Here is a 25,944-nt window from a genome sequence, read left to right as displayed (position 1 = left end):
TTTTTTGCTGTTGATCTTGTTTTGGTTGCTCCGTTGTATCCGGTACGCTAGTATTTGGCGATGAATCACGTTTTTCACCTTTTATACGTAGCTCACTACCTTCTTGAATGACGCTACTTGGCATTTTAAAGCGTGATTTATCTGTAGCCATTTCGCTCATCATTTCTTTAAAGATCAACTGTGCAATTTTCGTATTTTTACTACTAATATACTCGTCTTTGCCATCTTTCATATACCCAGTCCATACTGCCATCGTATATTGCGGTGTATATCCAGCAAACCAACTATCACGAGTTGCACTTTCTGGAATTTTATATTGAGCTAATTGTTTTGATGAGTAGTTTGTCGTACCCGTTTTTCCAGCTACATCTAAAGATGCTACATTTGCAGATGTACCAGTACCTGATCTAACTACAGAACGAAGCATATCTGTAATCATATATGCTGTAGAATCTGTCATAACTTGTTTTGGTTTTTGTCCAAAACTTTGTGACTTACCATCTGGATAAACGACTTTCTTAACAAAATGCGGTTTCGTATATTTACCATCATTACCAAATGCCGCATAAGCGCCCGCTATTTCAGTTGGTGATACTTCATTTGTACCAATCGCTGTTGATTCAGTCGGTGCTGCATTAAATGTAATGCCTAATTTCTCAGAGAAGTCTTTTGATTTATTAATTCCGACTTCTTTCGCAGTCTTAATTGCTGGGATATTTCGTGACTTTTCTAATGCTACACGCATTGTAATTGGACCCATGTGACTTCTATCTGAATTTCGTACTTCTTGTCCCGTTGAATACTTAAATGGAGAGTCATCAATTTGATGGTACGTAGCCCATTTTAAATATTCAATTGCAGGAGCGTAGTCGAAAATCGGCTTCATCGTTGAACCAGCTGCACGATCTAATTCAATTGCCATATTGTGCCCTTTAAATACAGCTTTATTTTCTCCACGGCCACTACCTATAGCACGAACTTCTCCTGTTTTCGTATCCATAAATGTAAATGCACCTTGGAATTTATCGTTCGGATAATCAATGATATTATTATTTAAAATATTATCAGCAAGTTTCTGTGCTTTCGGATCTAACGTTGTATAAATTTCTAAACCGTCAGAACCTATATTAGCATCTGGCAATTCTTTTTCTACTTCTTTCACAACTGCATCCATAAATGCAGGATATGGCATTGTTTGTAGTTGAGTTGCAGGCTTGAGTCCCTTTTCTACGTCAACTTTTGATGCTTCTTCCATTTCCTGTTTTGTTATATATCCATGTCGATTCATTAAGTTTAGAACAACATTTCTTCTTTCTGTTGCTTTTTGAACATTTTCTTTTTTCGTTGGATCATAGTTATTCGGTGCTTTCGGTAAACCTGCAAGCATCGCAACTTCTGGTAATGTTAAGTCCTTCAATTCTTTACCATAGTAGTTTTGTGCTGCTGTTGCGATCCCATATGAACGGTTTCCTAAGTTAATTTTATTTAAGTACATCTCTAATATCTCATGTTTTGAATACTGTTGTTCTAGCTTATAAGCTAAATATATTTCTTGTGCCTTACGCTTTGGTGTTTTGTCCATTGATAAGAAGTAGTTTTTAATAACTTGCTGTGTTATCGTACTTCCACCTTGAGAACCATAATCTCCTTTAAGACTTACTAGAACAGCACGGGCAGTACCTTTAAAATCTACTCCGCTATGCTCATAAAAACGTGAATCTTCTGTCGCTAAAAATGCATTTTCTACTAATTTAGGTATTTGCTCATACGTAACATTCGTCCTTTTTTCTTTTCCATATTCATATACCAAATCCCCGTTTTTATCATAAATTTTTGAGGATAACGGATTAACAAGTTTTGCTTTCTCAAGTTTTGGTGCATCCTTAATCATTACAAAAAAGGTAGCAACCCCCGCCACTAAACCAACAATACCAAGTAATAAACAAGTAATTAAAAACTTGCGAAAGAATGATGTTTTACCTTTTGGTTTTTGTGTTTTAGACGCTGGCTGTTTTTTCTTTTTAACTTGTCGTCGTTCCTCTCGAGAACGATAATTTTCTGACATGTTACTTTCTCCTGCCTTTCAATTCTCCCGTTGATTTACTTAAAAATATTGAGGTCACTTTCTAAAATGAATTTGATTAAGAAAGTATATTGACCTGGAGCATTCAATATTTTCCCAATTCACAGATTATAATTTTTAGAATACTTCTTATACAAACTATTTTCACTTCTATTTTTCCTAATAACGCTGCCCCTTTAAGCATAGAATGTAAAAAGTGAATTTTTAATACCTCGTATAAATAATATACCTTTTTTTCAAATGGTCAATATTTTCTTATTTATAAATCAAAGGTGAAATAAAAATAGCACAACGATATGTACTTCGTGTGAACTTCCTTATAATTACGTATAACAAACATTTAATATATTGCATATAAGTATAATACCTCTTAAATTATAAGGATTTCAACTTCATAACCTCAACATCTACAAGAAATTATTAAAAATGAAAAGTGAGGAGTTGCGTAATGATGAAGCTATCTCCCGTGATTTCAAAAAATATAGTTGCTGTTGGCTACAATCCTTTTTCTATGATTTTGCGAATCCAATTAAAGAATGGTATGTACGATTTCTTTAATGTACCAGAAAGTATCTATACTGGCCTATTACATGCACAATCTAAAAGTTATTATCATAAAACTTACATTAAAAATTCTTTCCGCCACACAAAAATTTAAACTTAACACCCACTAAAAAAAGGAGGTTAATCCTCCTTTTTTTAAAAAATATTTTACAGATAAATTACCTTCGATTCCTCTTATTAATTTCATCATATGCTTGAATTTGTTTTTTCAAACGCCGATCAGCTTTTTTATCATGCACTACAAGAATTGCATGTATAACTCCTGGAACCCAAAATATTAGTGTTAATATGAAATTTATTATTGCCTGAATTGGTTTTCCACAAAATAATACAGCAACAGGCGGAAGAAAAATTGCTAATAAATACATCATCCCTTGAAAACTCCTTATTTTGTATTTTATATATCACTTTTCAAAATATACGCAAAGAAACCTACTACTATTTTAATCTTAACTTGCCTCTAAAATCAATGTCTCTCCTTCTACTTATATAAGTATTTCAGACTTTTCATTGTTTGCTAGCCTATTTTCTTCCTCTATTGCAGTTACTCCAATTGCAGAAATTAACGTTCCAAGCGCTTGTATCCAAATACCAATGAGTGCAATTATTCTCTCATCCTTCTTATCAAAAATACTATCTTCATTTTCTCTCTCATCTTTCAATAAATTTGAAACGCCTTGATACGCTTGTAATCCAGCTCCTAAACTTTGCATGGAGTTACCTAGTATAATAATTTTCTGTAGTACATTTATATCCATCAAAGCTGCTTCTACTCCTAAAAAAGCACCGATTGATTGTAAACTGTTCCCTATAATAATAAGAAAATCATTTTCTTTCAATTGTTCATTTATATTAAAATATGTTCCTATTACATTTGATATATTCCCTAATGCTAATAACTCAATTCCTATTTTATCAAGTAATTTACTTTGATTCTCTAAGCCTATATTTTGATTTTCTCTTTTTTCTTCCCCGTCATCATACTTGCTCGCAATGATTTGTAATATATACCCGAGGGCTTGTAATGAGCTCCCTACAATAACAAGGTCCGATTCAACTTTCTCTTCTCCAATAAATCCTCTTGTCGTCCCAATAGCAGCTGTAAGGTTCCCTCCCACTTGAAACCATGCCCCTGTCACTTTTAAACCGCGTGGATTCATTTTTATCACCTATTTAAATATTTTCTAAAGCTTTCAAAACAAACAAATCTCACCCTTAATCGTTTATTTTATTTTTCATATGTGATTTTGTGAATGATATAATGTACTACCAATATAAAAAAGCACCTTAAAGGTGCTTTTTTATATGCATGCTGGACATGTCAACGAATCTCCATTTTTATCTATTGTTATATTCAATATATATTGAATTGCTTTATGTGACCAAGTTTCAGGTGTAGGTGATTCATTTATATATTGTGGAGCACATGACTTCAGCATTGGAGTACTAATACTCCCTCCAGGATCTAAAGCAACTACAGCCATGCCATAGGGTAATTCCAGGGCCATAGATTTAGTGATACCTTCAATAGCAAATTTCGAGGCACAATATGGCGCAAGCTCAGCCTCACCTTCTCTTCCCCAACTAGAACTCATATTAATGATAATCCCTTCTTTCCTAACTACCATTGCTGGAACAAACGCTCTTATTACATTTACTACACCATTCACGTTTACATTCATTACATTTTCAAATTCTTGAGCCGTAATTTTCCAAAGTTGTGCATTTTGATTTACAATCGATGCATTATTTATTATCAGATTGGGAGCCTTATGTCTATTAAGTATATAATTTGCCCAATTGTTAACTTGCTGAGAATCTGAAATATCAATTACTTGGAAATCATGTATTTTACTGTACTGTTTTTTTAGTTCTTCAATTTTATCTTTTGAGCGTCCACAACCATATATGTTCCACCCTAATTCATGAAATCGATCAACCATCGCACGTCCTAACCCTTGTGTCACACCTGTAATAATTACAGACTTACCAATTTCTTTTCTCTTCATTTCGCTCATCCTCCTTCCCTATATATTACTCTCTTCATTTTTATTCAGCCATTTACTATAGTATCAACTCAACTCATACTTTAGTAATAGTTTTGATATTGCATACATAAACAAAAAAAGTAACCATCATGGTTACTTTTTGCTACCTATCTAAAAATTCATTGTTTATTTCATTATTGTTTTTACATTTCAACTTCTCTTTTCCACATTTCTCACACTGGTAAATATAAACTACACCTAATGTACCTTTTTTTAAAATCCTCATTATCCTGCATCTTAATAAAAATATATTTATGTTTACAATGCGATTCACCCAAATAATTTTTAAACCACTTTTTCAACACAACACATTCCACCTTTATGATAGAACCTTTATTTAGCTGCCTTATGACATACTTTTATTTAAATGTTCAATCTCATATTGCAATTTTTTAAATTGCTCAAAATGCATGGTAATAGATTGACTACTACCATAATCAACATTTTGTTTCACTAATATAACACCCGTATCATGAAAAAGCGCTTCAAGTTCTTTCCTAATAGAAACTTTCGCAATATGAGCTGTTTTAATTGCAGATAAAATTGCAATTTCATTAAACTTTAATTTTATTTCATTTGGACAAAATGCGTCTTCAACTAATATAACTTCATTACTATAAATTAGTGCAACAAGATTACTTGATTTGGCATCTGTTAAATCAACTTTTTTCATAATATCTTTCATTACATTTTGCCTCCTTTATTTTCATATATATTAATTATATAAATTTTTCAAAAAAATACTCAACTTTATTATATTAATTTTAACACACTTTTATTGAAATCCATGCTCCAAACGTTTTACTATCCCACAATTTTTATTGTATGAACCATCTGGACTATAACTCCATATAGTAATGTTAACAACTTATTATAAAGCAGGTGAAAATTATGCCATCAGTTGTAGGAAATTTAGTTGTACAAAATAGTAATGGTTCATTTAACTTAGGTGATTTCTACAACGTTTCTCCGAAAGAAAATACGAAAGCTTATAATGGCTCCGGCGCATCAAACGTTGGTTTTGTTGTTAATACTTTTAGCGGTGTTAGCGCGACCAATACATTTGATTCTGACCTTGCAGATCAAAACCAAGTGGGTACAGCCTAATCTTATGTTTAACTTTCTGTATAGAAAATTTTAATTTGTCTATACTATAATCAGGCTGTTTGACAGCTCTTGTTGATTTTGGAGTACCCTATCTTTTTCTCCCTTTCCCTGGGGCTCAGCAGCTAGCACGAAGCTAGCTGCTTTTTCTTGTATTATTTATTTCATAAATCAGAAATAAAAGAAGCTGCCATTTAATATTCAGCTTCTTTTACGTTATTTCAATAATATCCATAGCGTTAAATACGTAAGTTTTATAAAAGGCGTCTGTACAAATTACAATTTGTTTTACCGGATTAATATGTACAACTGTCATGTAGCTTGTTAATATGTAGCCATCTTCAAAATATGTTACCAATATTTCTTTCTCAGACAGTAATGAATTTAATAATTTATCAGAAATTCTCTCTTTTGCTTCATTTGTTAAAAGCGGTTTTTGTACTTTTAATTTCTCTCCAATAATCTTTCTCATATTTAAAAGTTGTTCGGATATTACTGTAAACGGAACCCACTCTCTTTCTTCTTTTTGTATCTTTACATCGTTCATTTTTTATCTCCTTGATCATTTATACATTTATTTAGTCATACTATCCCTTAGTTATTTTTAATACTCACTAAACTCGGATTTACTTCTAAATTATAATTAGGTTATCCCTCTAAGGAACATTAGTTCTTATTATACACGAACTTACGTTCTTTTGAGAAGAGCCATACTTATTATTTTTTAACAAAAAACACAATTTTATTTACCTCTATACTTTCTTTTTCCTTTATCAAATAAACTTCTCATTTCTTATGTAAAATGAAATACATATAACAACTAAAAAGCGACTTCACACAAAGTGAAATCGCCTTTTTCTAAAAAATATTTCAAATTTTATTTTTCTATCCTAACTAATGTTCTTTCTGGAATACATAATTCATCTATATTAAAATGATTTATTTTTAATTTCAATTCCCCTACTCGTTCCTTACCTTCATCACCAACCCAACAACTAAATAATTCGAAATAGTCTCCATCTTCCAAATAGCCTTCCATAATCTTGCATAAAGTTAAAAGTTTTTCTTTCGCTTCTTTTTTTCCTTTACGTTTTGCCACTCGACAAGTTCAATTCCCCAACTAGTTGAAACCTCATATGTGAAATTTGTTTGGAATTGATACTCTTGTACAATTTCAAGCATACTTTCATCTGAAAAACACGGTCCAAAAACAATTACATCATTAGAATCTGGAACCGTTAACGGAATTTCTACATTACAGCCTATGTAACTAGCTAAACTCATTTTATACTCCTCCAATATTCGTATAAAAAATACTTCATAGTATATTTATTCATATATAAAATCCCTACCCAAACAAAAAAGTTTTAAATTTTTTCGTTTATTAACCATCTATAACTGAAAACATATACTATGATGAACGAACTCACAAAGCATAAGAAAAGAGAACATTTACAACACTCTCTTTTCTTACATACTCTATGAAACTTTGCAAAACTGAATCAGTGATTTTTATTATTATATTTTATTACATATACATAGGTTGTACTATTATATGTAACTCTCTCTCTGTATCCGATTTTTTCGGATGACGAAAATAATTAAGTTCGTACTTTAACACTTTATACTCAACCATCCCTATTTTAATCCCTTTCGTTTCTTTTAATATTGCTAATAAATCACTTATATTTTCATCATATGACTCAAAAATTTTCGCGCCGCCCTCTCCCTGAAAGATTACTTTCATATATTCTCTCCACCTTAATTTATTGATATGGTAAATGACGCGTTTAAAGCGATTCATTCTTTATCCTAAAATTTTCATACTAAAAAGAACATCCTTTCCAATCGAATGCTCAGCTTTTTACTAATTATCCACGTTAAATATTTATTCAAAAACATTATATGTATTATTTTGTAAATTATGTTCGATACCCATTATTAAAGAGTAAATATATGTAACAAACTTGCATAATGAAAACCGTATCATATCTACTTCCATTGAAATAATTATAATTCCTTTAATTTAAACCCATAATTTCCCATTGTAATTCTTAATATTTAAATGTAATATTGTATTGTCTTACTATCTATTTATAACTCACACACTAATTAGAAAAGGGAACTCTATATGAGTTCCCTTTTCTAGTTATGATTACAGTCATTATTTCTTTTCTAGAAATTTAAATGTATCTTTAAATTCTTTATTATTCACTTTAATATTAGCATCTTTCAATAAATCATTGACTACTTGTTGTTTCCATTTACCTGTCGTATCTTCTAGTCTTTGTTGTTCTAAATCTTTACGAATTTTATCTTTTACTTCATCAAATGGCTTCAATTCTTTTTTATCCGTCACTTTAATAATATGGTAACCGTAAGTTGTTTTAACTGGATCACTTACTTGGCCTGCATCTAATTTATACGCAGCTTCCTCAAATTCTTTCACTGTTTGCCCAGGAGCAAAACCAGATATTTCCCCGCCCTGTTCCTTTGAACCAGTATCTTCTGAATACTGTTTTGCTAAGGCAGCAAAATCTTCACCATTATTTACTTTCTCCTTTATTTCTTTAGCCGTTTTTTCATCTTTCACTAAAATGTGACTTACTTTCATTTCTGGTTTATAGTTATCTTTCACATCTTTTTCTGTAACTGTTGCTTTGATTGCTTTCTCAAATGCAATTTCTGGCTTCATTTTTTCTTTTAATTCATCTTCATTTTTCAATCCAAGTTGTTCTAAAGTCGATTTAAAGTTCTCACCCATTTTATCTTTTGCTTCTTCTACTTTCTTTTTTGCTTCCTCATCTGAAACTTTATATTTATCTAGCAATGCCTTACTTAACATCATTTGATATAAAGTACTTTCTCCATATTGTTGTCGTAATTCTTTACTTAATTCTTTCTCTGTAATATTTCCTACTTTTGATGTTACTACGTTGTCTGAGGAACCACATGCAGATAATGCTAGCATCACGCATGAAATAATCGTTCCAATAAATATCTTTTTCTTTTTCAATTCAAATACCTCACTTTTATCATTATGCAAATTAACTATACACAGTCATTGTGAAAACAGTGTGTTTTCTACATGTAATTCATTTCATATGAGTAGACTATGTATCATGTATTTTCATTTTTAAATATAAAGAGTTTTCTTACTATGTATAGTAAGAAAACTCTTTATATGCCCCAAAAAAAATATAGCTTCTATAGTTACTTAATAATTACATGTTCTTCAGGTATCCAACTATTCTGCCCGATATCTACCGCATTTCCCACTCTACCCCACACTCGAAAAGATGTCGATCCATCTATATTTCCTTTATAATTCATACATTCAGGCTCTTCATAATAATTTACTCTGTAGCCGACAGGATATTTCGAAGTTGCATAAAACCATTTCACCTTAAAATGTTTTAAATATGCCCACTGCTTATCGTTCCCTAAACAAATCATATCTTGCTCACCGCCTCCCCAATAACCTGTTAAGATTAAATATGGAATTTTCTGAGTGAGTGCACCTGTAAATTGAGGATTCATGGGATTCTCATATAAATTTATTCCGTATCCATCAGGATATTTCGAAACTGCAATACCAATGCCATTCGGTTGCTGTTTATACACTATGTTAGATTGATTTGCTTTGTTCGAATCTATAAACCAAGAAAGTGACTTATTTCCTACTAATCGATTCAGATCACATTTCCCAATCCCAGGAACATTCCCTGAATCCGTATATTGCCAAATATCACATGGATATGCTGGCTTATTCCCTCCATAACGAGGGATCCATACGAAATCAGCTTCAATATTACGTGCTCCAAATGATAAATACATGTGATGCCCTACATATAATCCTACTTTTTCCGCACCTAAACGGCGTAATTCATCAATAAATGCCTGTGTCCCGCCTTGCATATCTGCCATCGTTTGAACTTCTACGTCCACCACCCAAAACTTAGCTGATTGATCACCACGATTCCAAAAATCTTGTGCCTCTTTCTTTGCATCAGCAATAGATATAAAACGGCAAAAAGCATAATTACCGAATGGGATACTATACTTTTTCATTTCACTAACATAATTTTGATACATAAAATCCACCGTATTAGAGCCATCTTGAACTCTAGCAATCACTAAATCTAGCTGAGATGCTGCAATATCCCAATTGATAGTTCCATTCCATTTTGAAATATCTACAATATACCCCATACATTCCAGCTCCTTTTTAATGTCTTATTCATAGCTTGTTTTATTGTAAGCCTTATCTCTCTAAAACTAGCTATCTATAATATAAATAAAAAGAATCGTTACTGTTTTTCAAAATATATTCTCTTTCAGAAATATTTCTATTAGCTTTAACATGTATGTCACAAAAAATATTATCATATTCGAAATATACCTTACTATTTGTTATGTAGTCTCATCCTATCAATTTAGGTATTGATCATTTTTACGGATATTAGAAAAAATCCTCTTATAATATTAACTTAAAACTTCCAGTATCAATTCCCTTTCAGTTAATAAAAATCATTCCTCATTTTCTATATATTCTTAAATCAAAATTACTATCTTTCCATGAAATATGAGATTTAGAAAAATTTTAATTAATTGAAAATTATTCCTGTTAACCTACAATTGTCCAACCTGAACACTATTGGTGCATAAAAAAGACATTTTCTATTACTGAAAATGTCTTTTTATAGTCTAATAAAACAATTTTGGTGTTAAATCTTTATTTTGTAATTGTGTATTTTCACTGTTCATAACACAACTTGTAGAAAATAATATTGGGCTATCACAAACCTCATCATTCATTACATCACGAAATACATTGGCAGCAACACCTGTAAACGTTTGACATAAGTTAGAAATATCGTCATTGAAAAACTGAATGACTTCCGCAGTGAACACCGGAAAGACAACATTCGGTCCGCCAGGGAACTGAGGCTGTACCACAACTTGTTCAAAATAAGGATTGTTTTCTAGTGCTACTTGAAATAAATGAGCTATTTCAAATGCATCTAGTGGACAAGGAAATGGATTTACAATTTCATTCTCATTATTCGTTACAATAACTGTCACACTTACATTCCCAAATTGTACAAAAGATTTTAAAAACGTTGCTAACGCTCTCGCTTTTTCATTACTTAACGCATGCACTAAAATAATATAATTACCACCAACAGGAATAAGTGGCCCAACTGTAACAGTTGGATCAGCACCTATTGAATTTTTTAATTCATTAAAATATGTGATCCACGGTGGCGAAAGCTGAGCTTGTACATTTTCTTCCACTATTTTATACTACCTCCTTATACAATTCTTACTAACATGATATGTAACAAATTAAAAAATGTATTAGTTATATTAACTATTTTCGTATTTATTGATTATATTAATTAAACATTTTATTTCGCATTCTCAATTTCCCTTTTACATCTTTAAGCACTTTTACTACTATGAAATTCTTTATTATAAGCAAATCCACTGAAATTTCATATTATACTAATACGACTCTATATCCATTAAATTATAATACTCAATATTAGGAGCTGATTTCATGGAAAAAAAGCCTATCGTGTTCAAAATCCCACCAAATTCAAAGCTAAAAGTTACATTTTTCGGTCCTTGTAACGAAGTAATTACAAATGTGTCTATTATTAATCAACTATGCACCCCAAAATGTCAAACTATCACGCAATATCCAGACTTTAAGAAATATGTAACTGAAGTACGATCGTTATCCCGTTGTTAGTCCGCATAATGCACGATTTTCACAACTTTGTTACCTAAAATAACTGAGAAAGAAAATGACTGCATTCCTAGACTAAAATTACTCATTTTATGATATTCCATTGATAATTCATTGATTTTTTACACGTTTTTATTAAAAGGACATATATTATCGTATGGAGATTATCCACTCATAAAACCTATCTTTCTTTGGAGCGTACTTATTATGTATGCTCTTTTTTTATGTAACCGTCCCCTTCTAAATTGACCAACAATATATTAAAATTCTTTATGTACTCAAGGAGGTCAAATATGTTCAAGCTGCATCCAATACTACTCATCTTAGGATTGATTTTGTTTTTATATAGTGTAATCGCCTTTATGTTATTCTTTTCAGTGTACTAGCATTCCCTACACAAATTTATGTTCAATATGTAATTTCTATATAGTAAAGAAAAAACGTAATGATACGATCTTTTATGTATTTCGTCTTTCTTGTTCTATAAAAAAACTAGTAAACTTACTAACACTGAGTTTTCAGAAGCATGTTACTTATTTACATATTATTTTTTTCATTATCTAAATAAGGTTAAAGCCTCTACAAATTAAACTACACTTTACCTGTTTACTTATATATTTTAGAAAAACAATAATAATCCCCCACCATTTGGTAAGGGGATTAACTAAACCTACTAAAAAACATTTAATGATCTGTTTTATTTAATTGGAGAAGGAAATCTTGCCGCTTCAAAGTGAACCGTATTTAAACCATTAACATTTTGTACAATTACGCCCGCAATACTACTTTCTGCAAAAACTTCAACTGAATCTCCTGCTTCTAATTGAAGAATAGTAGTTACTGAAACATCATTATTAAAAAATACTCCTGTTCCAAAGAAATCATTATCTATCGCTATTGCTGGATTTCCATTTACACGAATTTCTACTCTAGCTCTGTAATTCACATTAAAATCATTTGGAGAAAATGTTATATTTCCTAATACACTATATACCCCTCTAGTTTTCGGAGTGAAAATGGATGTTACTGGATTATATTCATTCGCTAGATCAAATTGTTCATTTTGAAATAATACTTTAACAGGAGTATTTGCTAGAACAGGTTGATTAACTGTATTCACAGCTCTAAATGCCGATGCCCTTACAAGCTCCTCTTTCTTATCATCACAACACTTCACCTTTACATACTTCCTATCACATTTACTACTTTTTCTATAACAATCATGACTTTCCTTTTTGTAATCTTTACAATACTTACAGTAATAATAAGACATAGTTAGTCCCCCTTTACACTTATTTTTATATAGTATGCTATATAGATTAGAATAGCTTGGACGACCTGTTACTATTTTTAATAGAGTAAAAAACCCTCACCATTTCGGTGAGGATTTACCTTTAAGCTTCTGTAAACTCAATGTTTAATGACTTTATTTAATCGGAGAAGGAAATCTTGCTGCTTCAAAATGTGCACCATCTTCTAAAGGACTTAAAACTCCATCTATACTACTTTGTGCATAAACCTCAACTTCATCCCCTGCATTCAATTGAACAATCGTCGAAACACTTACTACATTTCCAAAACTTATTGGACCAAAAAAGTCATTATCTATAGCTATCGCTGCGTTTCCATTCACACGAATTTCTACACGCGCTCTATAATTTAAAGTTGGATCGTTTGGAAAGAAACCAATCGTTCCAATAATAGAATATACTCCTTTAGTCTTCGGCATAAAAATAGATGTTGCTGGATTATACTCATTCGCTAAATCAAATTGTTCATTTTGAAATAACACTTTCACAAAAGTATTAGCAGGAACATTTTGATTCACAGTATTTCTAGCTCTAAATGCCGATGCTCTAACAAGATTGTCCTTGTTATCATGGCACTTACTAGTGTTCTTACAACAATCATGGTGCTTCTTTTTATACTCCTTACAATACTTACAGTAGTAATAACAAGACATACTAATTCCCCTTTCAAACTTATTACTACATATTATGTAAGATTGATTTATAAGGTTTGGACTAGCTATTTTTATTGTTCATAAGGGCGCTATTAACCTGCACCCTTATTTATATACACCACATAATTCCTTACTAGTTATAAGTTGTATACAGTTCCATATGGAATAGTAAGAAAAGAACTTCCATACGGTGTAACATGATGTACTGGGTAAAAATACTCTACGGATGAGTAATATGGTTGTACTCCTTGCTGCTGCATTTGCATTTGCATTTGTAATGCTTGTTGAATAGCTTGGACTGTACTTTGTGCTCCACTATACGTTATAGACGTACCATACGCTGGTCGCATGCCAGCTTGAGAATTAAAATATGAATAAAACATGATTTTCAACTCACTTCCGTATAAGTTATTACAAAATATGTTATGATTCTATATTTCAGTGAGTGCAAAAGCTAATTCACTAGCTCTTATTAAGGTTAAACATTTTCAATATAAATATCATTCTCTAAATAAAAGCACACTCAACGGATGCTTTTTGTTTCTCGCTAAATTTTCCTACTGCCATAATTCATTAGCAATAATTTAGTTGTCCACGAATTTCACCATTAGGATGTTGTACTGTATGAACATTAATATATATGTTTCCAGATATAATCTCATTTATAAGAGTGCCTAATGTTTGACCCACTAGCGGTCCGACCAAATCTTCTTGAGTAATCATTCCCGTAAAAGTTGCACACTCTATTGAAATTGGATTTGTTATCGGTCCAAATAAAAAAGCTACAACAGGACCGTTCTTTCCTTTTAATCCAAGATGCAGATGTGCAGCTACTACATCCTCTATATCGAATAAATCCAACTTAAATTTTAGGCTAAGCTCGTCCCGGCTTAATTTAAAGAAACCTTCTCCTCGAGCATCTGTTTCTACTGGTGGAACTTCATTTCTACCACGCAACTTTGCAAAGAACATATCTATCACTCCTATAATTTTTATACTTCTAATATATTCTGACCCTTCTTATAAAGTGACAAAAAAGCAGCTGTTAGGTCAATTTTAATTTATTAAATATAATAGTTTAATTTATTAATTATATTGAATTCATACATTTAACTATTACACTTTTTAAGTTTAATCCATATACTATATTAGATTACTAGAAAGGAGGCGTAAGCATGGAAAGTTGTGTTTTGTTCGTTAATGGACAACCTCTTTTAGTGATTTCAGTTGCTGGAATCGAAATTGCTAGATTAGAACTTTCTCTTCAAGTAGCATTGACTCTAATAGCATTAGGAATTCCAATTTGCGCATAATAGTTAGATAATTATAAAAAAGAGGGTTTAAACTCTCTTTTTTATTTATTCCTTAACAATAAAAAAAGACACCACTTGGATAATGGCATCTATCGAAATATTCGTCATAAGTTTCATTACTACTAAACTAACAATCCTACTAATTCACGTGTAATTCCTGAGAACGAATAGCCATATGCAAAACCTACAATACGAACTCCTGTATTCCATTTTCAATAAGTATATGTTATTTTTCTAAAAAGCAGTTTCTATTACCAGTTTTCATGAAAACTTTTCGCTTTTGCTAACCGCTCTTTTTTATTAAACTAATAATACTCCTTGAACCCTTTTTACTTACTGCATCATATAATTTTAAACTTAGCATTCAATAAAAAAATTTCCTACTATCAAATATGCGCAATATGTGAGGCTCTTTTACAACTAGTCTATTTATCGCTCCCTTCTAACTCCTCACTTTCTTCACGTATTTGTCCAATTAATGAAAATATAGAACCTACGGCTTGAATCCAACTTCCTATGGTATCTATTGACTGGCCTTCTTTCTTTTTATCCGGTTGACTATTTGCTTGATTGTCTAAAATTTCCCCTGTATCATTTACTAGATTTTCTTTACTATCCTGCCGATCTCCTCTAATACTTTTTAGCTCATATATTCCTCCAATCGCTTGCAAGGAATTTCCTATAGCTTGCAATAAGTTTCCTACAACATTAAAAGACTCATCCTTATCTGAAGTATCTTCAAATTCATCTGCTAATGCTGTAAGTCCTCCTAAAGCCTGCGCCCAATTTCCAGAAATAACTAATTTAACTTTTGTTTCATCTGTAAAATCAATAACTAACCCTGATATTACAGTTACATTACCAATTGATTGGATTTCATTCCCAATTTTTTCAAGAGAAATTCCCCCTTGACCATCAGCCTCTAAAGCGTTACCAACTGCTTGCAATGTGTTTCCATATATATTCAGATTCTCCCTTACATTACTGCTTATAAAATAGAACGGTGTACTTCCAATAGCGGAAGTTATTGTACCTATAGCTGCTATCAATGCACCAAATATTTCTTTTAATTGGTTCTCCATTTATAACCTATCCCAACATTAAATAATTACTTTTATCCTATTTAATCACACAGCTCTCTGTTAGAAATTCAAACTTTCCCTTAACCTGTTCCTTCTTTATTATATTGTCTTATAAAAATAAACATCCTTAAAAATAACACCTATATATTGATCGTTTCTCTACATTGTTTTGTATAATACATATTACTAACACCGCTTTTTTTATGTTCCTATCTTTAAATGTATTAAACCACTCACTAGTCATTATTCTCTTCACATAAATTGCTCATTTTATGATTCGAAAAAATAAATAAATTTCCATTAAACTTTTTAACCTTTATTATATTTCCTATTAATAACCAAGCGTTGATATATATCCAATTAGAACCTCCCAATTTTCTTGAAAATTTTTTAAAAACTCAGAAGCGATAATAATTTATCTATATCACGATCTAAGCTAATCTTCCTAGCCATACATATTCTTCGCCTTCGAATCATGTCTCTATAAAATAAAAAAACAGCTATTAAACTGCTTTAAATTCATTTTATCCCCAAAAGAAATGATATATATATTCTCCCGTTACACTTTAATTGATTCCAACAATTCTAGCAAATCTCATCAAGTCCGCTCCCTGAAGAAAATACATTGTGAGCGTAACTGGCACTTGTGACCACATAAATTGATAAAACTCCTCGACTCTCCGATTTGTCGAAACAATTAAATCATTTACAGGTCCTTGATTCCATATTGAAGTTCTAACTGAAGTAAACGGAAGATCTTTCCCATTAACCACTATTCTGGCCATACTTTGAGTTATGTCCACACCAATTCCCTCCATCGTTATAAAGATCGGACCTGTTTCTACAGTCATATTTTATAAATATTCTTGGCTGTTATAAATGATTAAGGCAAATCCCTAATAAAATTTTTTATTAATTAATTTCCATTACATTTATATAAATTCTAGCCTTATACAGTTTTTATAATAAAATATGAAATATTCATGTGTTATCTTCAGTACGTTCTTTTCTTTTTATAATTTCGTGTGAGATATACCATGACTTGAAGCCCTAGCCTCCTAATCCTAGGGCTTCTCCATTGAAATAACGATTTTAATAAAACTTTTCACCTTTTAACTGGACAAGCATATATTATTGTATGGAGGCATCCACTCATAGAAATCTATCTTTCTTGTGAAAGAGCATGCTTATATGCATGTTCTTTTTCGATATTATGAAATAAAGACTTCACATACATTAGAGAAATACATACAATACTTATGATCATCTCATTATGAATCATTTAGTATCATTTTCCATACATTCCTTGGTCATGGAACGCCTTTCTCCCAAGGCGTTCTTTAATTTCCAGATAAGGGGTTTGTTAAAGAATTGAATAAAGTGAAACTCTAATCAATGGGGGGTGTTCATCCCCCACTGATTATTAGCCCTCACCAATCGGGCTTTTACGGGCAGCCCGACCCCCACCTAACTTCTTTGCTTCTGCTGAATTTTAAGGTGGGGTCTTACTGCTCACAAATAGCGGGCTAAAATCTTTAAATCCACTGAAACCATGTTCCTTTGTCTCTCTGATTCCATCAATTATAGAAAATAGCTAAACCAATTAACGCCTTTGTTCACTGTAGTAATTTTCTTGTATAATAAAAGTTAATTAATCTAGAAGGGACTGAATTATGCGCAGATATCAATATTTTTAAACTACCTATTCTTACAACATAACGGAGGTAAAAGTATTGATTACTGAACTACACACACAACGATTATATTTAAGGCAAATGAAAGCATCTGATTCATTAAGTATGTTTAAAATATGGTCTGATCCTGATATTACTAAATTCATGAATATAAGTAATTTCACCGATGAAAGCCAGGCAAAAGATATGATTCAATTTCTTAACGAACTCGCTCAAAATAATAAAGCTATACGTTTTACTATTATTGAAAAAGAATCTAATCACATTATCGGTTCATGTGGCTATAATTCCTTAGATTTTGAAAACTCAAAGACTGAGATTGGTTATGATATTTCAAAAAAATTTTGGGGTAAAGGATATGCCCCTGAAGCAATATCCTCTTTATTAGATTATGCTTTTACACATTTAAAACTATATCGTGTTGAAGCAAAAGTTGAACCTACAAATGTAAATTCCATAAAGGTATTAGAAAAATTAAACTTTACTTTTGAAGGGACTCTGAGAAAGAGCGAAAAATCAGCTGGAAAGCTTATCGATTTAAATATCTATTCGAAATTAATAAGCGATTAATTTTAGTCACTCTGCCCACACTCAATCAAAGTGTGGGCTTCTTTAATTGCTGTATAAAATTCAGAAGTTTGACACAATCCTGGAAAAAGCTTATAAAGAAAAGTGAGGTTCCGTTATTTTCACACTTAGAAGTGCAGTCATGTTATATACAATTTAAAATACAGTTTTATAAGTGTGAACGAACTACAAAACTAAAAAACAAATAATAAGTTTGCAACATGTTTGCAAATACGAATTTTGCATATAAATTCGTGTAATATTGAAAGGAGTTTTACTTATGAAAGAAATTAAAACAGAACAAGAATTCAAAGACATCATCGCAAGCGAGGAGCCAGTAGTTGTTAAGTTCTTTACTACATGGTGCCCAGATTGCGTACGTATGGACAACTTTATCGGAGATGTAATGGAAGAGTTCAATAAATTTGAATGGTATTCTATTAATAAAGATGAGTTTCCAAGTATCGCTGAAGAGTATCAAGTAATGGGTATTCCAAGTTTACTTGTATACCAAAATGGTGAGAAGCTAGGCCACTTACATAGTGCTAATGCAAAAACTGAAGAGCAAGTTACTGAGTTTTTAGAAGCATACTAAAATAAAAGCCCTCTGGAAAATATTTTTCAGAGGGCTTTCATCTGTTTTCACAATTATCTTTTGATGTTTTTCATCGTTTAATGAATTACACCCTGTCATTATAAGAATAGTACATAGTAAGAAAAGTATTCGCTTCTTCATCCATCTACCCTCCTATCTCTTTAGTAAATAAACTCTAATTAGGTTCACACCCTGACTTTGTACTTTTCAACATATTTTTCCTTCACGAAACTTTGTTATCCCCTTCTTAAAAAGCTATAAAACGTCAACAATGTTTGTATAGACCCACACGACTTTCGTTTGATACTCTATTTATAGAAAGAAATTCCTTTAAAGAAAGGTGAGTGATTAAAATGGATACTCTTTCTCATAAAGAAGCTGATAAAGGTGCTATTGTCAGCATTATGGCCTACATATTTTTATCCTCTATGAAAATCATCATCAGTTATATTACCCTCTCTAGCGCATTACGTGCTGACGGTTTAAATAACTTAACGGATATCGGTGCTTCTTTAGCGATATTAATTGGTCTAAAAATATCTCGTAAACCTCGTGACCCAGATCATCCGTATGGGCATTCACGGGCCGAACAAATCGCATCACTTGTTGCGTCCTTCATTATGGCAACAGTCGGATTAGAAGTTGTTATTAGTGCCATTCAATCTTTCTTAAATCCGAAACAAGCAGCACCTAATGTACTCGCTGCATGGGTTGCTTTATTTTCTGCTGTCGTTATGTACTGCGTGTATTTGTATACGAAAAAAATTGCAGCACGAACAAAAAGTAAATCACTAGAAGCTGCTGCAAAAGATAATTTATCAGATGCACTCGTAAGTATCGGTACTGTAGTAGGTATTGTCGGTTCTCAGTTCCAAATGCCTATTTTAGACCCTATTGCCGCTTTAATTGTTGGTCTTATTATTTGTAAAACTGCATGGGAGATTTTCGTAGAATCTTCTCATATGCTAACAGATGGAATTGATCCTGATAAAATGGAGGAATACGCTGATGCTATTGAGCATATTGGCGGTGTGGAAAACATTGTAGATATTCGAGCACGTATGTACGGGAATCAAACGTACGTTGATATTACAATTGAAGTAGATGCTCGTATGGATGTTGGAGAAAGTCACTGTATTACCGACAACATCGAAGCTATGCTTCGCAAAAAGTTTGGAATTTACCATGCACACATTCATGTTGAGCCAATGAAAAAAGAACCTATTATGACATAGGTTCTTTTTTTATGAACGTTTTATGGAATATAACACATAAAACGAGCCAGCTACCGCCAGCTGCCCATCCTGCTAATATGTCAGATGGATAGTGCACGCCAAGATATATTCGGCTAACTGAAATAGATAATACAACAAAGCTTGCTATAAGAATAATTAGCAATTTTTTATGCAACGAAATACGATCTTCAGTAATTGTGACGTATGCAATAAATCCTAAAAAAGCCGTAGCATTCATCGTATGACCGCTCGGAAAACTATATCCAGTTGCAGTAACAAGCTGCGTAACATCAGGTCTTGCTCGTTCGTACCATAGTTTAAGCAGACTGTTTAAATAACGAGATCCGTAGTAATTAATTGTTAGAAGCAATGCACTAAGCAACTTTTTTCTAACGAGAAAATACATTACAAGAATAATGAGTAATGGGAAAAATATCCTTTTGGAACCGATAAAAGACACCCAAGTAAAATAGGTCGTCAAATAATCGTTTCGAAAGCTTTGAATAAAATGTGCGACTATATTGTCAAAATTCTCAATACAAGCGGTATGATACGAAAGTGATAATACGACAAAACAAATGAGTAACGTAAAACTTAGCAAGTATAAATGTCGATATCGTTTCACATACATAACCTCACTATGCAAAAAAATGGAGCGGTTGTTTTAGTTTTCCTCTCCATTTCTTTTTTATGCATAGTTTATTAAAAAATATAATTATTAATTTTTTGCTTCATCTCAGGGATATCTTCTCTTGTTACGGTAAAACGAATCACCTTCTCATCAAGATCAAGCGCCTCAGCGAATAATCCAGCTAAAACACGAGATTTTCTATCTACTTCCATAATAATTTCTAGTCGATCGTATGCACGTGGCAAGATTAATAATTCTAATTCATCTAATTTCCCATAATACTCTCCAGAAACTGGAATAAACTCAAATTCTTGTGCGAATGGAACTTGCTTACGTAATCGATGCGGTAATTCTTCACATTCTATATGACGTGCTTTAAACCCTAATTCATTTACACTATCTAAAACACTACTTAATAATGCATTGGGTAACACTTGAACGTAGTCGCGGTCACTTGGGTCTATACTATGTTTAATATCAAGACCTGTATGAATCCAAACCGTTTTCATATCAAGTGTAAGTGGTGCTTCAATTGGCATTGGAAAAGAAAATGGAATTTCAACTTTTTCATTCGGTTCTATAGAAAATGGTTCTGTTAAGCGTACTCGCTCTAAATCATACGTTGCTGTTACTTTTTTATCATCCACTTCTCGTACATACGACGTCGATAATGTTAAGTAAATGCTTTCAATTTGCTGGCTAACTGAACCTCCAGTTATATGAACCTTTCCAACTATTTCTTCCCCAACAATATACTCATCTTTTTCAAGAACAGTATCTACCTTTGCACTCCCAATACCAACGCTTGCTAAAAACTTTTGAAACATGGAGTCTCCATCCTTTCTAAAGCAGAAGCTACATCTTGTTTTAAATCTTGTACATTCTCATAGTACGGCGTTTTTATTTGTAACATTCGCATAAGCATTTCGCGATTATAATTTTCCAAAGTTAATTCTTCGTACCATGGTTTTTCCTGTTTTTCATTAGATTCATATCCTGCATATAATAAAAATAACGAGAAATGACCGAGTGCATAAAAGTCGCTACGAAAGTGGACTTCTCGCATCAAAGCTTGTTCACCTTCGTAAGTTGTAGCTCTCTCATCACCCTCACCTTTCCATTTAGCCAATCCAAAATCAATAATACTAATTTGATTTTCTTTCATTAATATGTTTGGAATGCGTAAATCTCGGTGAATAATGCCTTCACTATGAAACACCGATACAATTTCTAATATTTCATATAAAATCTCAAAAACTTCACGTTCTGTATATACATACCCATCTATGAAAATATAATCTTCAAAATTTTTACCAGGCATGTACTCCATCACAAAGAAGCTCTTTTTCTCCCATATGAAATGATCATACAGACTAGGAATTGCATGATGATTTAATGTTTGTAAAATCATTTTCTCTTGTTCAAATGATTTTCTACCAGACTCATATCTTTGTTTACTTTGTCTTAATTGTTTTAAGACTTTATATCTATTTACTTGTAAATCATTAACGACATATGTGACCCCATAACTGCCCATTCCAATTACTGATTCAATTTTATAACGTTCTGCAACAATTGTATTTTTCCGCAGTGGTCTATCAAATAATGCTAGTACACGACGCCATTTCATCAGCTACTTGAAAAGAAGCTACGGCTTTTACGTTTTCTTTTATAATGTTGATGTCCATAACCAGATGAACGTCGTTTATAATCGCTACTTGAATACGAGCGCCCTCTACGACGGTAATCACTACTTGAATACGAACGATATTTTTTCTTTCCTAATAAAGAATCAATAATTTTTTTGAACATCCCTTCACCTCTTGAGTAAAATTTCATTTTAATTATACCAATAATTATTGACTATATTTGTGACAGGTTTGTAAAGAGTAAAAAAACGACGAGTTATGCCCGTCGTTACTTTCATTCATCCTCTTCATCAAAAACTTCATCAATCATGCATTTCTCTAATAAATACTCAAATGTAATATCTGCGAGATCTTCAATTTCTTCTCGTTTCGGGACGTACCCTCTTTCAATTAGTTGCTCATAAAAAAACTCCGCAATCTCTTCCGTATCAATCACGACTTCAATTTCCTTCATGAGCATCACTCCTTTATTTCTGTTTTATGAAAAAATCTCAAAATTATGTATATGAGATTAGAAAAATAGATTTTATTTTTTTATAGGTCATAAGCTTTGGACGAGATGCATACGATTGTAGTACAAGCTATTCAAAGGGGGAAATAATAATGGAAAATCAATATGAAGTAGGACAAACAAAAGAAGAGTTCATGCATGAAGATCAATGGGCAGACTCTCTTATAAAGTGGCTTTTTATTTTTTTAATAATTGTAGGCATACCTTATACTGCATATGTTGTTGTTCAATTTATTCTCTCTTTCTAGTTAACTATTTTTTCTCTGTCAATTTAACTAAATAATTATGAACAACATCCATTACAATTTTATATTCTTCATCTTTAAATGTATCGAACAATAATTGATAATCGTTATAAATATCAAGTAATCCATCAATGATTTCTTGACGATTCGTCTTAACACTCACTTTTTTCGAGTTGTTAATTGACTTTAACTTACCTAAATCTAATTTATTCATACCTGCTTTATCTTGTTTCAGTTTCTTCAAAATTGCATTTGCCGTTTGAGCATTGGCAAGTAACGTTAAATCTGACTCATCCGCTTCTAACCATTCACCATCCGTAATCCGTGACAATTCATAAATTGTATCTTCCCATGCGTCATTCTTATATCTCCATACTTCTGTACGAAAACCAACAATACGGAAAACATCTTTATCATATCCAGTTACTTGCACAAGATCACCAAACGTGAAATTATAATTTAATTCAATCCACTCCGTATCGCCCTTCTTCATATCTTGCTCTGTAACGTGCTGCAGCGTTTGCTCTACGTAAAATCCATCGTGATTATTGACTTCGTATACATAAACTCCATCTAAAACCTTCATATTTGTGATTTTCCCAACGGTTCCATATAGCGTAATCACGACTATGTCCCCTACGTTATATTTAGGTTGTTTTTTTCTTGCCATCTCTATCTCTCCTTTTTTTGACGTCGTGATTTTGATAACAGTATATGCAACCTACATAAAAACGCTTATCACAGAAGCTTATATTCATAAATTTTTTCAATAAAAATTATAATCTTATAAAATTTACGTTACACTCAAAAGAAAAGCTAGTAACTAGACTAGCTTCAAATCAATAAAAAAACATACAGAATACTTCACTTTAAATAAAGTAATGTATTCTGTATGTTTTCAAATAGTTTTTATCTATCTTGTATGTATAAATCCCAGGCTTCATCAAATATAGACATACTTTCTAGCATTCCGCTCAACTCTAAGTATGAACTAATTTCATCATAGTCTTCAGATTGCTTCGGAAAACTTAAATCATCATACATCGCCTCTGCTAAATCTGAAATTTCATTTCTAAATAAAGCTGCACGATGCTTCATCATATAATGGTAAAATGTCTTTTTCAAAAATATTCCCTACCTTTCTAACTTGGGTACATTATACAAGGCAAAAAAGAAAAAAACCAGCATAAAAGCTGGTTAAAAGTCGAAGTAATTTCTTTTTAATAGACGTGGTCTTCCCATTAATTCTTCATATGTTAGTTGTTTTGGTAAATCTTTCGTATAAATTAAAAATAACTGATCTTCAATTTCTTTTACTGTATGGTCTGATTGATAGTCCATCCCGCACGAGGAACAAGAAATACATGGTGTCTTTTGGATTTCAATGGCTTTCGTACCATCTGGTAATTCCCAATATACAGTATTCAAGCTTTCTTTCGCTTCTGTACTGTCACACCACATACAATTCATACTGCATCACCCTCAGTTTTTTTGTCGTTTTCTTCTAATTTAGCCATTTGTGCTTGATATTTTTTATCTTTTAATTGATCACGCTTATCACGTTTATCTTTTAAAGATGCATGAGTATCATTATCTTCGTAGTCTTTACGACGGTTCATACGCTGTAAGTCGTCTGGAACGAGGTTAAATTTCTTATCGCTCATAAGACCTGCGATACCAACATCTGAACGTTTTTCTTCGTAGTTCGGATAAATCTCTTTAAAGTATCCTTCCGCTCTTCCTGGAATATAGCTCTCTGGCTCTGGATACGTCGTAATAACACCTTCAAAGTTACGAAGTACAACTTTATCTGCACTTTGTGAGATTAAATAGTTTGGTTGAAGTGCAATTTTACCGCCTCCACCTGGCGCATCAACAACGAATGTCGGAACAGCATAACCAGATGTGTGTCCACGTAAACCTTCAATAATTTCAAGACCTTTAGATACTGGTGCACGGAAGTGACCGATACCTTCAGATAAATCACATTGATAAATGTAATATGGACGTACACGGATTTTTACTAAGTCATGCATAAGTTTTTTCATAATTGGAACGCTGTCGTTAATACCAGCTAAAATTACTGCTTGGTTTCCGACTGGAACACCAGCATTCGCTAACATTTCACATGCCTTTTTCGATTCTTCAGTAATTTCAATAGATGTATTGAAATGTGTATTTAACCATACTGGATGGTATTTTTTAATAATGTTACATAAATTTTCTGTAATACGTTGTGGGAATACTACTGGTGCTCTCGTTCCGATACGAATAATCTCAACATGCGGAATCTCTCGTAAATTTTTTAATACATATTCTAAAATTTTATCGTTAATTAGAAGTCCATCACCACCGGAGATTAATACATCTCGTACTTGTGGTGTTTCACTAATATAAGCAATCGCATCATCTAATTGTTTCTTCGGTACACCCATTCCAATTTGTCCACTAAAACGACGGCGTGTACAGTAACGACAATACATAGAACATTGATTTGTTACTAAGAATAGTACACGGTCCGGATAACGATGTGTTAGCCCTGGAACTGGTGAATCTTCATCTTCGTGAAGCGGATCTTCTAAATCATATTTTGTTTTATATAACTCTTCCGAAATCGGTACTGATTGCATCCGAATCGGACAGCGTGGATCATCAGGATTCATTAGCCAAGCATAGTACGGTGTAATGTTTAACGGGATCGTTTTCGTTGAAATTTTAACGCCCTCTTCTTCTTCAGGTGTTAAGTTAATTACTTTTCTTAAGTCATCTAACGTTTTGATCGTATTCGTTAATTGCCAAACCCAATCATTCCATTGCTCTTCAGTAACATCTTTCCATAATTCGATATCCTTCCAGTGACGATTTGGTTTGTATACATCATGTAACATTGCTATTCCCCCTTTTT

At 32.2% G+C, this 25,944-nt stretch carries 35 protein-coding genes and 1 pseudogene; 8 read left to right on the top strand and 28 right to left on the bottom strand.

Features of this window, described 5'->3' with window-relative positions:
• Positions 1-2,065, bottom strand: a 2,065-nt coding sequence (locus MR167_RS13410) for a transglycosylase domain-containing protein (protein ID WP_242314806.1), incomplete at its 3' end; no start/stop codon positions are given.
• Between the two features lie 466 nt (positions 2,066-2,531).
• Between MR167_RS13410 and MR167_RS13405 the strand changes: the two genes are divergently transcribed.
• Positions 2,532-2,741 (top strand): KTSC domain-containing protein, encoded by a 210-nt coding sequence (locus MR167_RS13405; RefSeq protein ID WP_000977080.1) that lies wholly within the window; start codon positions 2,532-2,534, stop codon positions 2,739-2,741.
• A 64-nt stretch (positions 2,742-2,805) separates the two neighbouring features.
• Here MR167_RS13405 and MR167_RS13400 read toward each other — a convergent pair whose 3' ends face one another.
• From MR167_RS13400 to MR167_RS13380, 5 genes and pseudogenes are all read right to left on the bottom strand, one after another.
• A complete protein-coding gene (locus MR167_RS13400; protein ID WP_000990219.1) occupies positions 2,806-3,018 on the bottom strand; it encodes a YqaE/Pmp3 family membrane protein in 213 nt (70 codons plus the stop codon).
• A 114-nt stretch (positions 3,019-3,132) separates the two neighbouring features.
• Positions 3,133-3,807: a DUF6944 family repetitive protein gene (locus MR167_RS13395; RefSeq protein ID WP_001069566.1), complete on the bottom strand. Its 675-nt coding sequence runs from the start codon at positions 3,805-3,807 to the stop codon at positions 3,133-3,135.
• Between the two features lie 141 nt (positions 3,808-3,948).
• Positions 3,949-4,656, bottom strand: a complete 708-nt coding sequence (locus MR167_RS13390) for an SDR family oxidoreductase (RefSeq protein ID WP_000823053.1) — start codon at positions 4,654-4,656, stop codon at positions 3,949-3,951.
• Positions 4,657-4,798: 142 nt separating this feature from the next.
• Positions 4,799-5,000, bottom strand: a pseudogene (locus tag MR167_RS33345) (hypothetical protein).
• A gap of 41 nt (positions 5,001-5,041) precedes the next feature.
• A complete protein-coding gene (locus tag MR167_RS13380; RefSeq protein WP_000651908.1) occupies positions 5,042-5,380 on the bottom strand; it encodes a hypothetical protein in 339 nt (112 codons plus the stop codon).
• 206 nt (positions 5,381-5,586) lie between these two features.
• Between MR167_RS13380 and gerPF the strand changes: the two genes are divergently transcribed.
• Positions 5,587-5,802: a spore germination protein GerPF gene (gene gerPF, locus MR167_RS13375; protein WP_001141569.1), complete on the top strand. Its 216-nt coding sequence runs from the start codon at positions 5,587-5,589 to the stop codon at positions 5,800-5,802.
• Positions 5,803-6,010: 208 nt separating this feature from the next.
• On the opposite strand, the gene MR167_RS13370 is transcribed toward gerPF, so the two are convergent.
• From MR167_RS13370 to MR167_RS13340, 7 genes are all read right to left on the bottom strand, one after another.
• On the bottom strand, positions 6,011-6,346 hold the full coding sequence (locus MR167_RS13370) for a YolD-like family protein (RefSeq protein ID WP_002082834.1): 336 nt from the start codon (positions 6,344-6,346) through the stop codon (positions 6,011-6,013).
• A 330-nt stretch (positions 6,347-6,676) separates the two neighbouring features.
• Positions 6,677-6,898 (bottom strand): hypothetical protein, encoded by a 222-nt coding sequence (locus MR167_RS13365; RefSeq protein ID WP_003264217.1) that lies wholly within the window; start codon positions 6,896-6,898, stop codon positions 6,677-6,679.
• Entirely contained in the window at positions 6,853-7,083 is a 231-nt protein-coding gene (locus tag MR167_RS13360; protein WP_014895236.1) for a hypothetical protein, read from the bottom strand. Before MR167_RS13360 ends, MR167_RS13365 begins: the two co-directional genes overlap by 46 nt.
• Before the next feature lie 244 nt (positions 7,084-7,327).
• Positions 7,328-7,546, bottom strand: a complete 219-nt coding sequence (locus MR167_RS13355) for a hypothetical protein (protein WP_000864273.1) — start codon at positions 7,544-7,546, stop codon at positions 7,328-7,330.
• A gap of 417 nt (positions 7,547-7,963) precedes the next feature.
• Entirely contained in the window at positions 7,964-8,815 is an 852-nt protein-coding gene (locus tag MR167_RS13350; RefSeq protein WP_242314804.1) for a peptidylprolyl isomerase PrsA, read from the bottom strand.
• Between the two features lie 197 nt (positions 8,816-9,012).
• Positions 9,013-10,011: a glycoside hydrolase family 25 protein gene (locus MR167_RS13345; RefSeq protein ID WP_242314802.1), complete on the bottom strand. Its 999-nt coding sequence runs from the start codon at positions 10,009-10,011 to the stop codon at positions 9,013-9,015.
• Between the two features lie 495 nt (positions 10,012-10,506).
• Positions 10,507-11,097: a hypothetical protein gene (locus MR167_RS13340; RefSeq protein ID WP_000392278.1), complete on the bottom strand. Its 591-nt coding sequence runs from the start codon at positions 11,095-11,097 to the stop codon at positions 10,507-10,509.
• 265 nt (positions 11,098-11,362) lie between these two features.
• Here MR167_RS13340 and MR167_RS13335 point away from each other — a divergent pair, with 265 nt between their 5' ends.
• Positions 11,363-11,557: a hypothetical protein gene (locus MR167_RS13335; RefSeq protein ID WP_000412557.1), complete on the top strand. Its 195-nt coding sequence runs from the start codon at positions 11,363-11,365 to the stop codon at positions 11,555-11,557.
• Between the two features lie 694 nt (positions 11,558-12,251).
• Here the strand turns inward: MR167_RS13335 and MR167_RS13330 are convergent.
• From MR167_RS13330 to MR167_RS13315, 4 genes are all read right to left on the bottom strand, one after another.
• On the bottom strand, positions 12,252-12,827 hold the full coding sequence (locus MR167_RS13330; RefSeq protein WP_000122944.1) for a complement C1q domain-containing protein: 576 nt from the start codon (positions 12,825-12,827) through the stop codon (positions 12,252-12,254).
• A 153-nt stretch (positions 12,828-12,980) separates the two neighbouring features.
• A complete protein-coding gene (locus MR167_RS13325; RefSeq protein WP_014894775.1) occupies positions 12,981-13,517 on the bottom strand; it encodes a C1q-like domain-containing protein in 537 nt (178 codons plus the stop codon).
• 137 nt (positions 13,518-13,654) lie between these two features.
• Positions 13,655-13,900, bottom strand: coding sequence for a DUF3947 family protein (locus MR167_RS13320; RefSeq protein ID WP_242314800.1), 246 nt, complete (start codon positions 13,898-13,900; stop codon positions 13,655-13,657).
• Positions 13,901-14,090: 190 nt separating this feature from the next.
• Positions 14,091-14,489 (bottom strand): CHRD domain-containing protein, encoded by a 399-nt coding sequence (locus tag MR167_RS13315; protein ID WP_000464544.1) that lies wholly within the window; start codon positions 14,487-14,489, stop codon positions 14,091-14,093.
• 203 nt (positions 14,490-14,692) lie between these two features.
• Between MR167_RS13315 and MR167_RS13310 the strand changes: the two genes are divergently transcribed.
• Positions 14,693-14,830 (top strand): DUF3956 family protein, encoded by a 138-nt coding sequence (locus MR167_RS13310; protein ID WP_000443218.1) that lies wholly within the window; start codon positions 14,693-14,695, stop codon positions 14,828-14,830.
• A 425-nt stretch (positions 14,831-15,255) separates the two neighbouring features.
• Here the strand turns inward: MR167_RS13310 and MR167_RS13305 are convergent, their stop codons facing one another.
• Complete coding sequence (locus MR167_RS13305) at positions 15,256-15,912, bottom strand: DUF6944 family repetitive protein (protein WP_106081175.1); 657 nt, start codon at positions 15,910-15,912, stop codon at positions 15,256-15,258.
• A gap of 566 nt (positions 15,913-16,478) precedes the next feature.
• A complete protein-coding gene (locus MR167_RS13300; protein WP_002082840.1) occupies positions 16,479-16,763 on the bottom strand; it encodes a hypothetical protein in 285 nt (94 codons plus the stop codon).
• 882 nt (positions 16,764-17,645) lie between these two features.
• On the opposite strand from MR167_RS13300, the gene MR167_RS13295 reads away from it, so the two are divergent.
• From MR167_RS13295 to MR167_RS13285, 3 genes are all read left to right on the top strand, one after another.
• Positions 17,646-18,176, top strand: coding sequence for a GNAT family N-acetyltransferase (locus MR167_RS13295; protein WP_000627265.1), 531 nt, complete (start codon positions 17,646-17,648; stop codon positions 18,174-18,176).
• A 277-nt stretch (positions 18,177-18,453) separates the two neighbouring features.
• Positions 18,454-18,768 (top strand): thioredoxin family protein, encoded by a 315-nt coding sequence (locus MR167_RS13290; RefSeq protein WP_000658787.1) that lies wholly within the window; start codon positions 18,454-18,456, stop codon positions 18,766-18,768.
• Positions 18,769-19,121: 353 nt separating this feature from the next.
• Positions 19,122-20,003 (top strand): cation diffusion facilitator family transporter, encoded by an 882-nt coding sequence (locus MR167_RS13285; RefSeq protein ID WP_000380385.1) that lies wholly within the window; start codon positions 19,122-19,124, stop codon positions 20,001-20,003.
• Here MR167_RS13285 and MR167_RS13280 read toward each other — a convergent pair.
• The 5 genes from MR167_RS13280 to MR167_RS13260 form a co-directional block, all read right to left on the bottom strand.
• On the bottom strand, positions 19,993-20,628 hold the full coding sequence (locus MR167_RS13280; RefSeq protein ID WP_002082842.1) for a phosphatase PAP2 family protein: 636 nt from the start codon (positions 20,626-20,628) through the stop codon (positions 19,993-19,995). The genes MR167_RS13285 and MR167_RS13280 overlap by 11 nt on opposite strands.
• A 77-nt stretch (positions 20,629-20,705) precedes the next feature.
• Positions 20,706-21,461 (bottom strand): sporulation protein, encoded by a 756-nt coding sequence (locus tag MR167_RS13275; RefSeq protein ID WP_242314798.1) that lies wholly within the window; start codon positions 21,459-21,461, stop codon positions 20,706-20,708.
• Positions 21,443-22,264 (bottom strand): serine/threonine protein kinase, encoded by an 822-nt coding sequence (locus tag MR167_RS13270; protein ID WP_000872072.1) that lies wholly within the window; start codon positions 22,262-22,264, stop codon positions 21,443-21,445. The genes MR167_RS13275 and MR167_RS13270 overlap by 19 nt, the downstream gene beginning before the upstream one ends.
• Complete coding sequence (locus MR167_RS13265; RefSeq protein WP_000473371.1) at positions 22,264-22,446, bottom strand: hypothetical protein; 183 nt, start codon at positions 22,444-22,446, stop codon at positions 22,264-22,266. Before MR167_RS13265 ends, MR167_RS13270 begins: the two co-directional genes overlap by 1 nt.
• 111 nt (positions 22,447-22,557) lie before the next feature.
• Positions 22,558-22,737, bottom strand: coding sequence for a YozD family protein (locus tag MR167_RS13260; RefSeq protein WP_000658451.1), 180 nt, complete (start codon positions 22,735-22,737; stop codon positions 22,558-22,560).
• A gap of 149 nt (positions 22,738-22,886) precedes the next feature.
• Here MR167_RS13260 and MR167_RS13255 point away from each other — a divergent pair, with 149 nt between their 5' ends.
• Positions 22,887-23,042, top strand: a complete 156-nt coding sequence (locus tag MR167_RS13255; RefSeq protein WP_000431485.1) for a DUF3930 family protein — start codon at positions 22,887-22,889, stop codon at positions 23,040-23,042.
• 4 nt (positions 23,043-23,046) lie between these two features.
• On the opposite strand, the gene MR167_RS13250 is transcribed toward MR167_RS13255, so the two are convergent.
• The 4 genes from MR167_RS13250 to kamA form a co-directional block, all read right to left on the bottom strand.
• Positions 23,047-23,709, bottom strand: a complete 663-nt coding sequence (locus tag MR167_RS13250) for a hypothetical protein (RefSeq protein ID WP_000101498.1) — start codon at positions 23,707-23,709, stop codon at positions 23,047-23,049.
• 239 nt (positions 23,710-23,948) lie between these two features.
• Positions 23,949-24,164, bottom strand: a complete 216-nt coding sequence (locus MR167_RS13245; protein WP_000750717.1) for a YozE family protein — start codon at positions 24,162-24,164, stop codon at positions 23,949-23,951.
• A gap of 72 nt (positions 24,165-24,236) precedes the next feature.
• On the bottom strand, positions 24,237-24,509 hold the full coding sequence (locus tag MR167_RS13240; RefSeq protein WP_000995766.1) for a YokU family protein: 273 nt from the start codon (positions 24,507-24,509) through the stop codon (positions 24,237-24,239).
• Positions 24,506-25,927, bottom strand: a complete 1,422-nt coding sequence (gene kamA, locus MR167_RS13235; protein WP_000902145.1) for a lysine 2,3-aminomutase — start codon at positions 25,925-25,927, stop codon at positions 24,506-24,508. Before kamA ends, MR167_RS13240 begins: the two co-directional genes overlap by 4 nt.
• Between the last annotated feature and the right edge of the window lie 17 nt (positions 25,928-25,944).

This window comes from Bacillus cereus group sp. BfR-BA-01355, from assembly GCF_022663675.1.
In the GTDB taxonomy this organism is placed as follows: Bacteria; Bacillota; Bacilli; order Bacillales; family Bacillaceae_G; genus Bacillus_A; species Bacillus_A thuringiensis_S.
Note: the sequence above shows the minus strand (reverse complement) of the source record. Positions and strands in the feature narration are given on the sequence as shown.

Coding starts and splice junctions, on each gene's coding strand:
- MR167_RS13405 (WP_000977080.1), top strand. CDS start 2,532: ATGATGAAGCTATCTCCCGTGATTTCAAAAAATATAGTTGCTGTTGGC.
- MR167_RS13400 (WP_000990219.1), bottom strand. CDS start 3,018: ATGATGTATTTATTAGCAATTTTTCTTCCGCCTGTTGCTGTATTATTT.
- MR167_RS13395 (WP_001069566.1), bottom strand. CDS start 3,807: ATGAATCCACGCGGTTTAAAAGTGACAGGGGCATGGTTTCAAGTGGGA.
- MR167_RS13390 (WP_000823053.1), bottom strand. CDS start 4,656: ATGAAGAGAAAAGAAATTGGTAAGTCTGTAATTATTACAGGTGTGACA.
- MR167_RS13380 (WP_000651908.1), bottom strand. CDS start 5,380: ATGAAAGATATTATGAAAAAAGTTGATTTAACAGATGCCAAATCAAGT.
- gerPF (WP_001141569.1), top strand. CDS start 5,587: ATGCCATCAGTTGTAGGAAATTTAGTTGTACAAAATAGTAATGGTTCA.
- MR167_RS13370 (WP_002082834.1), bottom strand. CDS start 6,346: ATGAACGATGTAAAGATACAAAAAGAAGAAAGAGAGTGGGTTCCGTTT.
- MR167_RS13360 (WP_014895236.1), bottom strand. CDS start 7,083: ATGAGTTTAGCTAGTTACATAGGCTGTAATGTAGAAATTCCGTTAACG.
- MR167_RS13355 (WP_000864273.1), bottom strand. CDS start 7,546: ATGAAAGTAATCTTTCAGGGAGAGGGCGGCGCGAAAATTTTTGAGTCA.
- MR167_RS13345 (WP_242314802.1), bottom strand. CDS start 10,011: ATGGGGTATATTGTAGATATTTCAAAATGGAATGGAACTATCAATTGG.
- MR167_RS13335 (WP_000412557.1), top strand. CDS start 11,363: ATGGAAAAAAAGCCTATCGTGTTCAAAATCCCACCAAATTCAAAGCTA.
- MR167_RS13330 (WP_000122944.1), bottom strand. CDS start 12,827: ATGTCTTATTATTACTGTAAGTATTGTAAAGATTACAAAAAGGAAAGT.
- MR167_RS13325 (WP_014894775.1), bottom strand. CDS start 13,517: ATGTCTTGTTATTACTACTGTAAGTATTGTAAGGAGTATAAAAAGAAG.
- MR167_RS13320 (WP_242314800.1), bottom strand. CDS start 13,900: ATGTTTTATTCATATTTTAATTCTCAAGCTGGCATGCGACCAGCGTAT.
- MR167_RS13315 (WP_000464544.1), bottom strand. CDS start 14,489: ATGTTCTTTGCAAAGTTGCGTGGTAGAAATGAAGTTCCACCAGTAGAA.
- MR167_RS13310 (WP_000443218.1), top strand. CDS start 14,693: ATGGAAAGTTGTGTTTTGTTCGTTAATGGACAACCTCTTTTAGTGATT.
- MR167_RS13305 (WP_106081175.1), bottom strand. CDS start 15,912: ATGGAGAACCAATTAAAAGAAATATTTGGTGCATTGATAGCAGCTATA.
- MR167_RS13300 (WP_002082840.1), bottom strand. CDS start 16,763: ATGACTGTAGAAACAGGTCCGATCTTTATAACGATGGAGGGAATTGGT.
- MR167_RS13290 (WP_000658787.1), top strand. CDS start 18,454: ATGAAAGAAATTAAAACAGAACAAGAATTCAAAGACATCATCGCAAGC.
- MR167_RS13285 (WP_000380385.1), top strand. CDS start 19,122: ATGGATACTCTTTCTCATAAAGAAGCTGATAAAGGTGCTATTGTCAGC.
- MR167_RS13275 (WP_242314798.1), bottom strand. CDS start 21,461: ATGTTTCAAAAGTTTTTAGCAAGCGTTGGTATTGGGAGTGCAAAGGTA.
- MR167_RS13270 (WP_000872072.1), bottom strand. CDS start 22,264: ATGAAATGGCGTCGTGTACTAGCATTATTTGATAGACCACTGCGGAAA.
- MR167_RS13265 (WP_000473371.1), bottom strand. CDS start 22,446: ATGTTCAAAAAAATTATTGATTCTTTATTAGGAAAGAAAAAATATCGT.
- MR167_RS13260 (WP_000658451.1), bottom strand. CDS start 22,737: ATGAAGGAAATTGAAGTCGTGATTGATACGGAAGAGATTGCGGAGTTT.
- MR167_RS13255 (WP_000431485.1), top strand. CDS start 22,887: ATGGAAAATCAATATGAAGTAGGACAAACAAAAGAAGAGTTCATGCAT.
- MR167_RS13250 (WP_000101498.1), bottom strand. CDS start 23,709: ATGGCAAGAAAAAAACAACCTAAATATAACGTAGGGGACATAGTCGTG.
- MR167_RS13240 (WP_000995766.1), bottom strand. CDS start 24,509: ATGAATTGTATGTGGTGTGACAGTACAGAAGCGAAAGAAAGCTTGAAT.
- kamA (WP_000902145.1), bottom strand. CDS start 25,927: ATGTTACATGATGTATACAAACCAAATCGTCACTGGAAGGATATCGAA.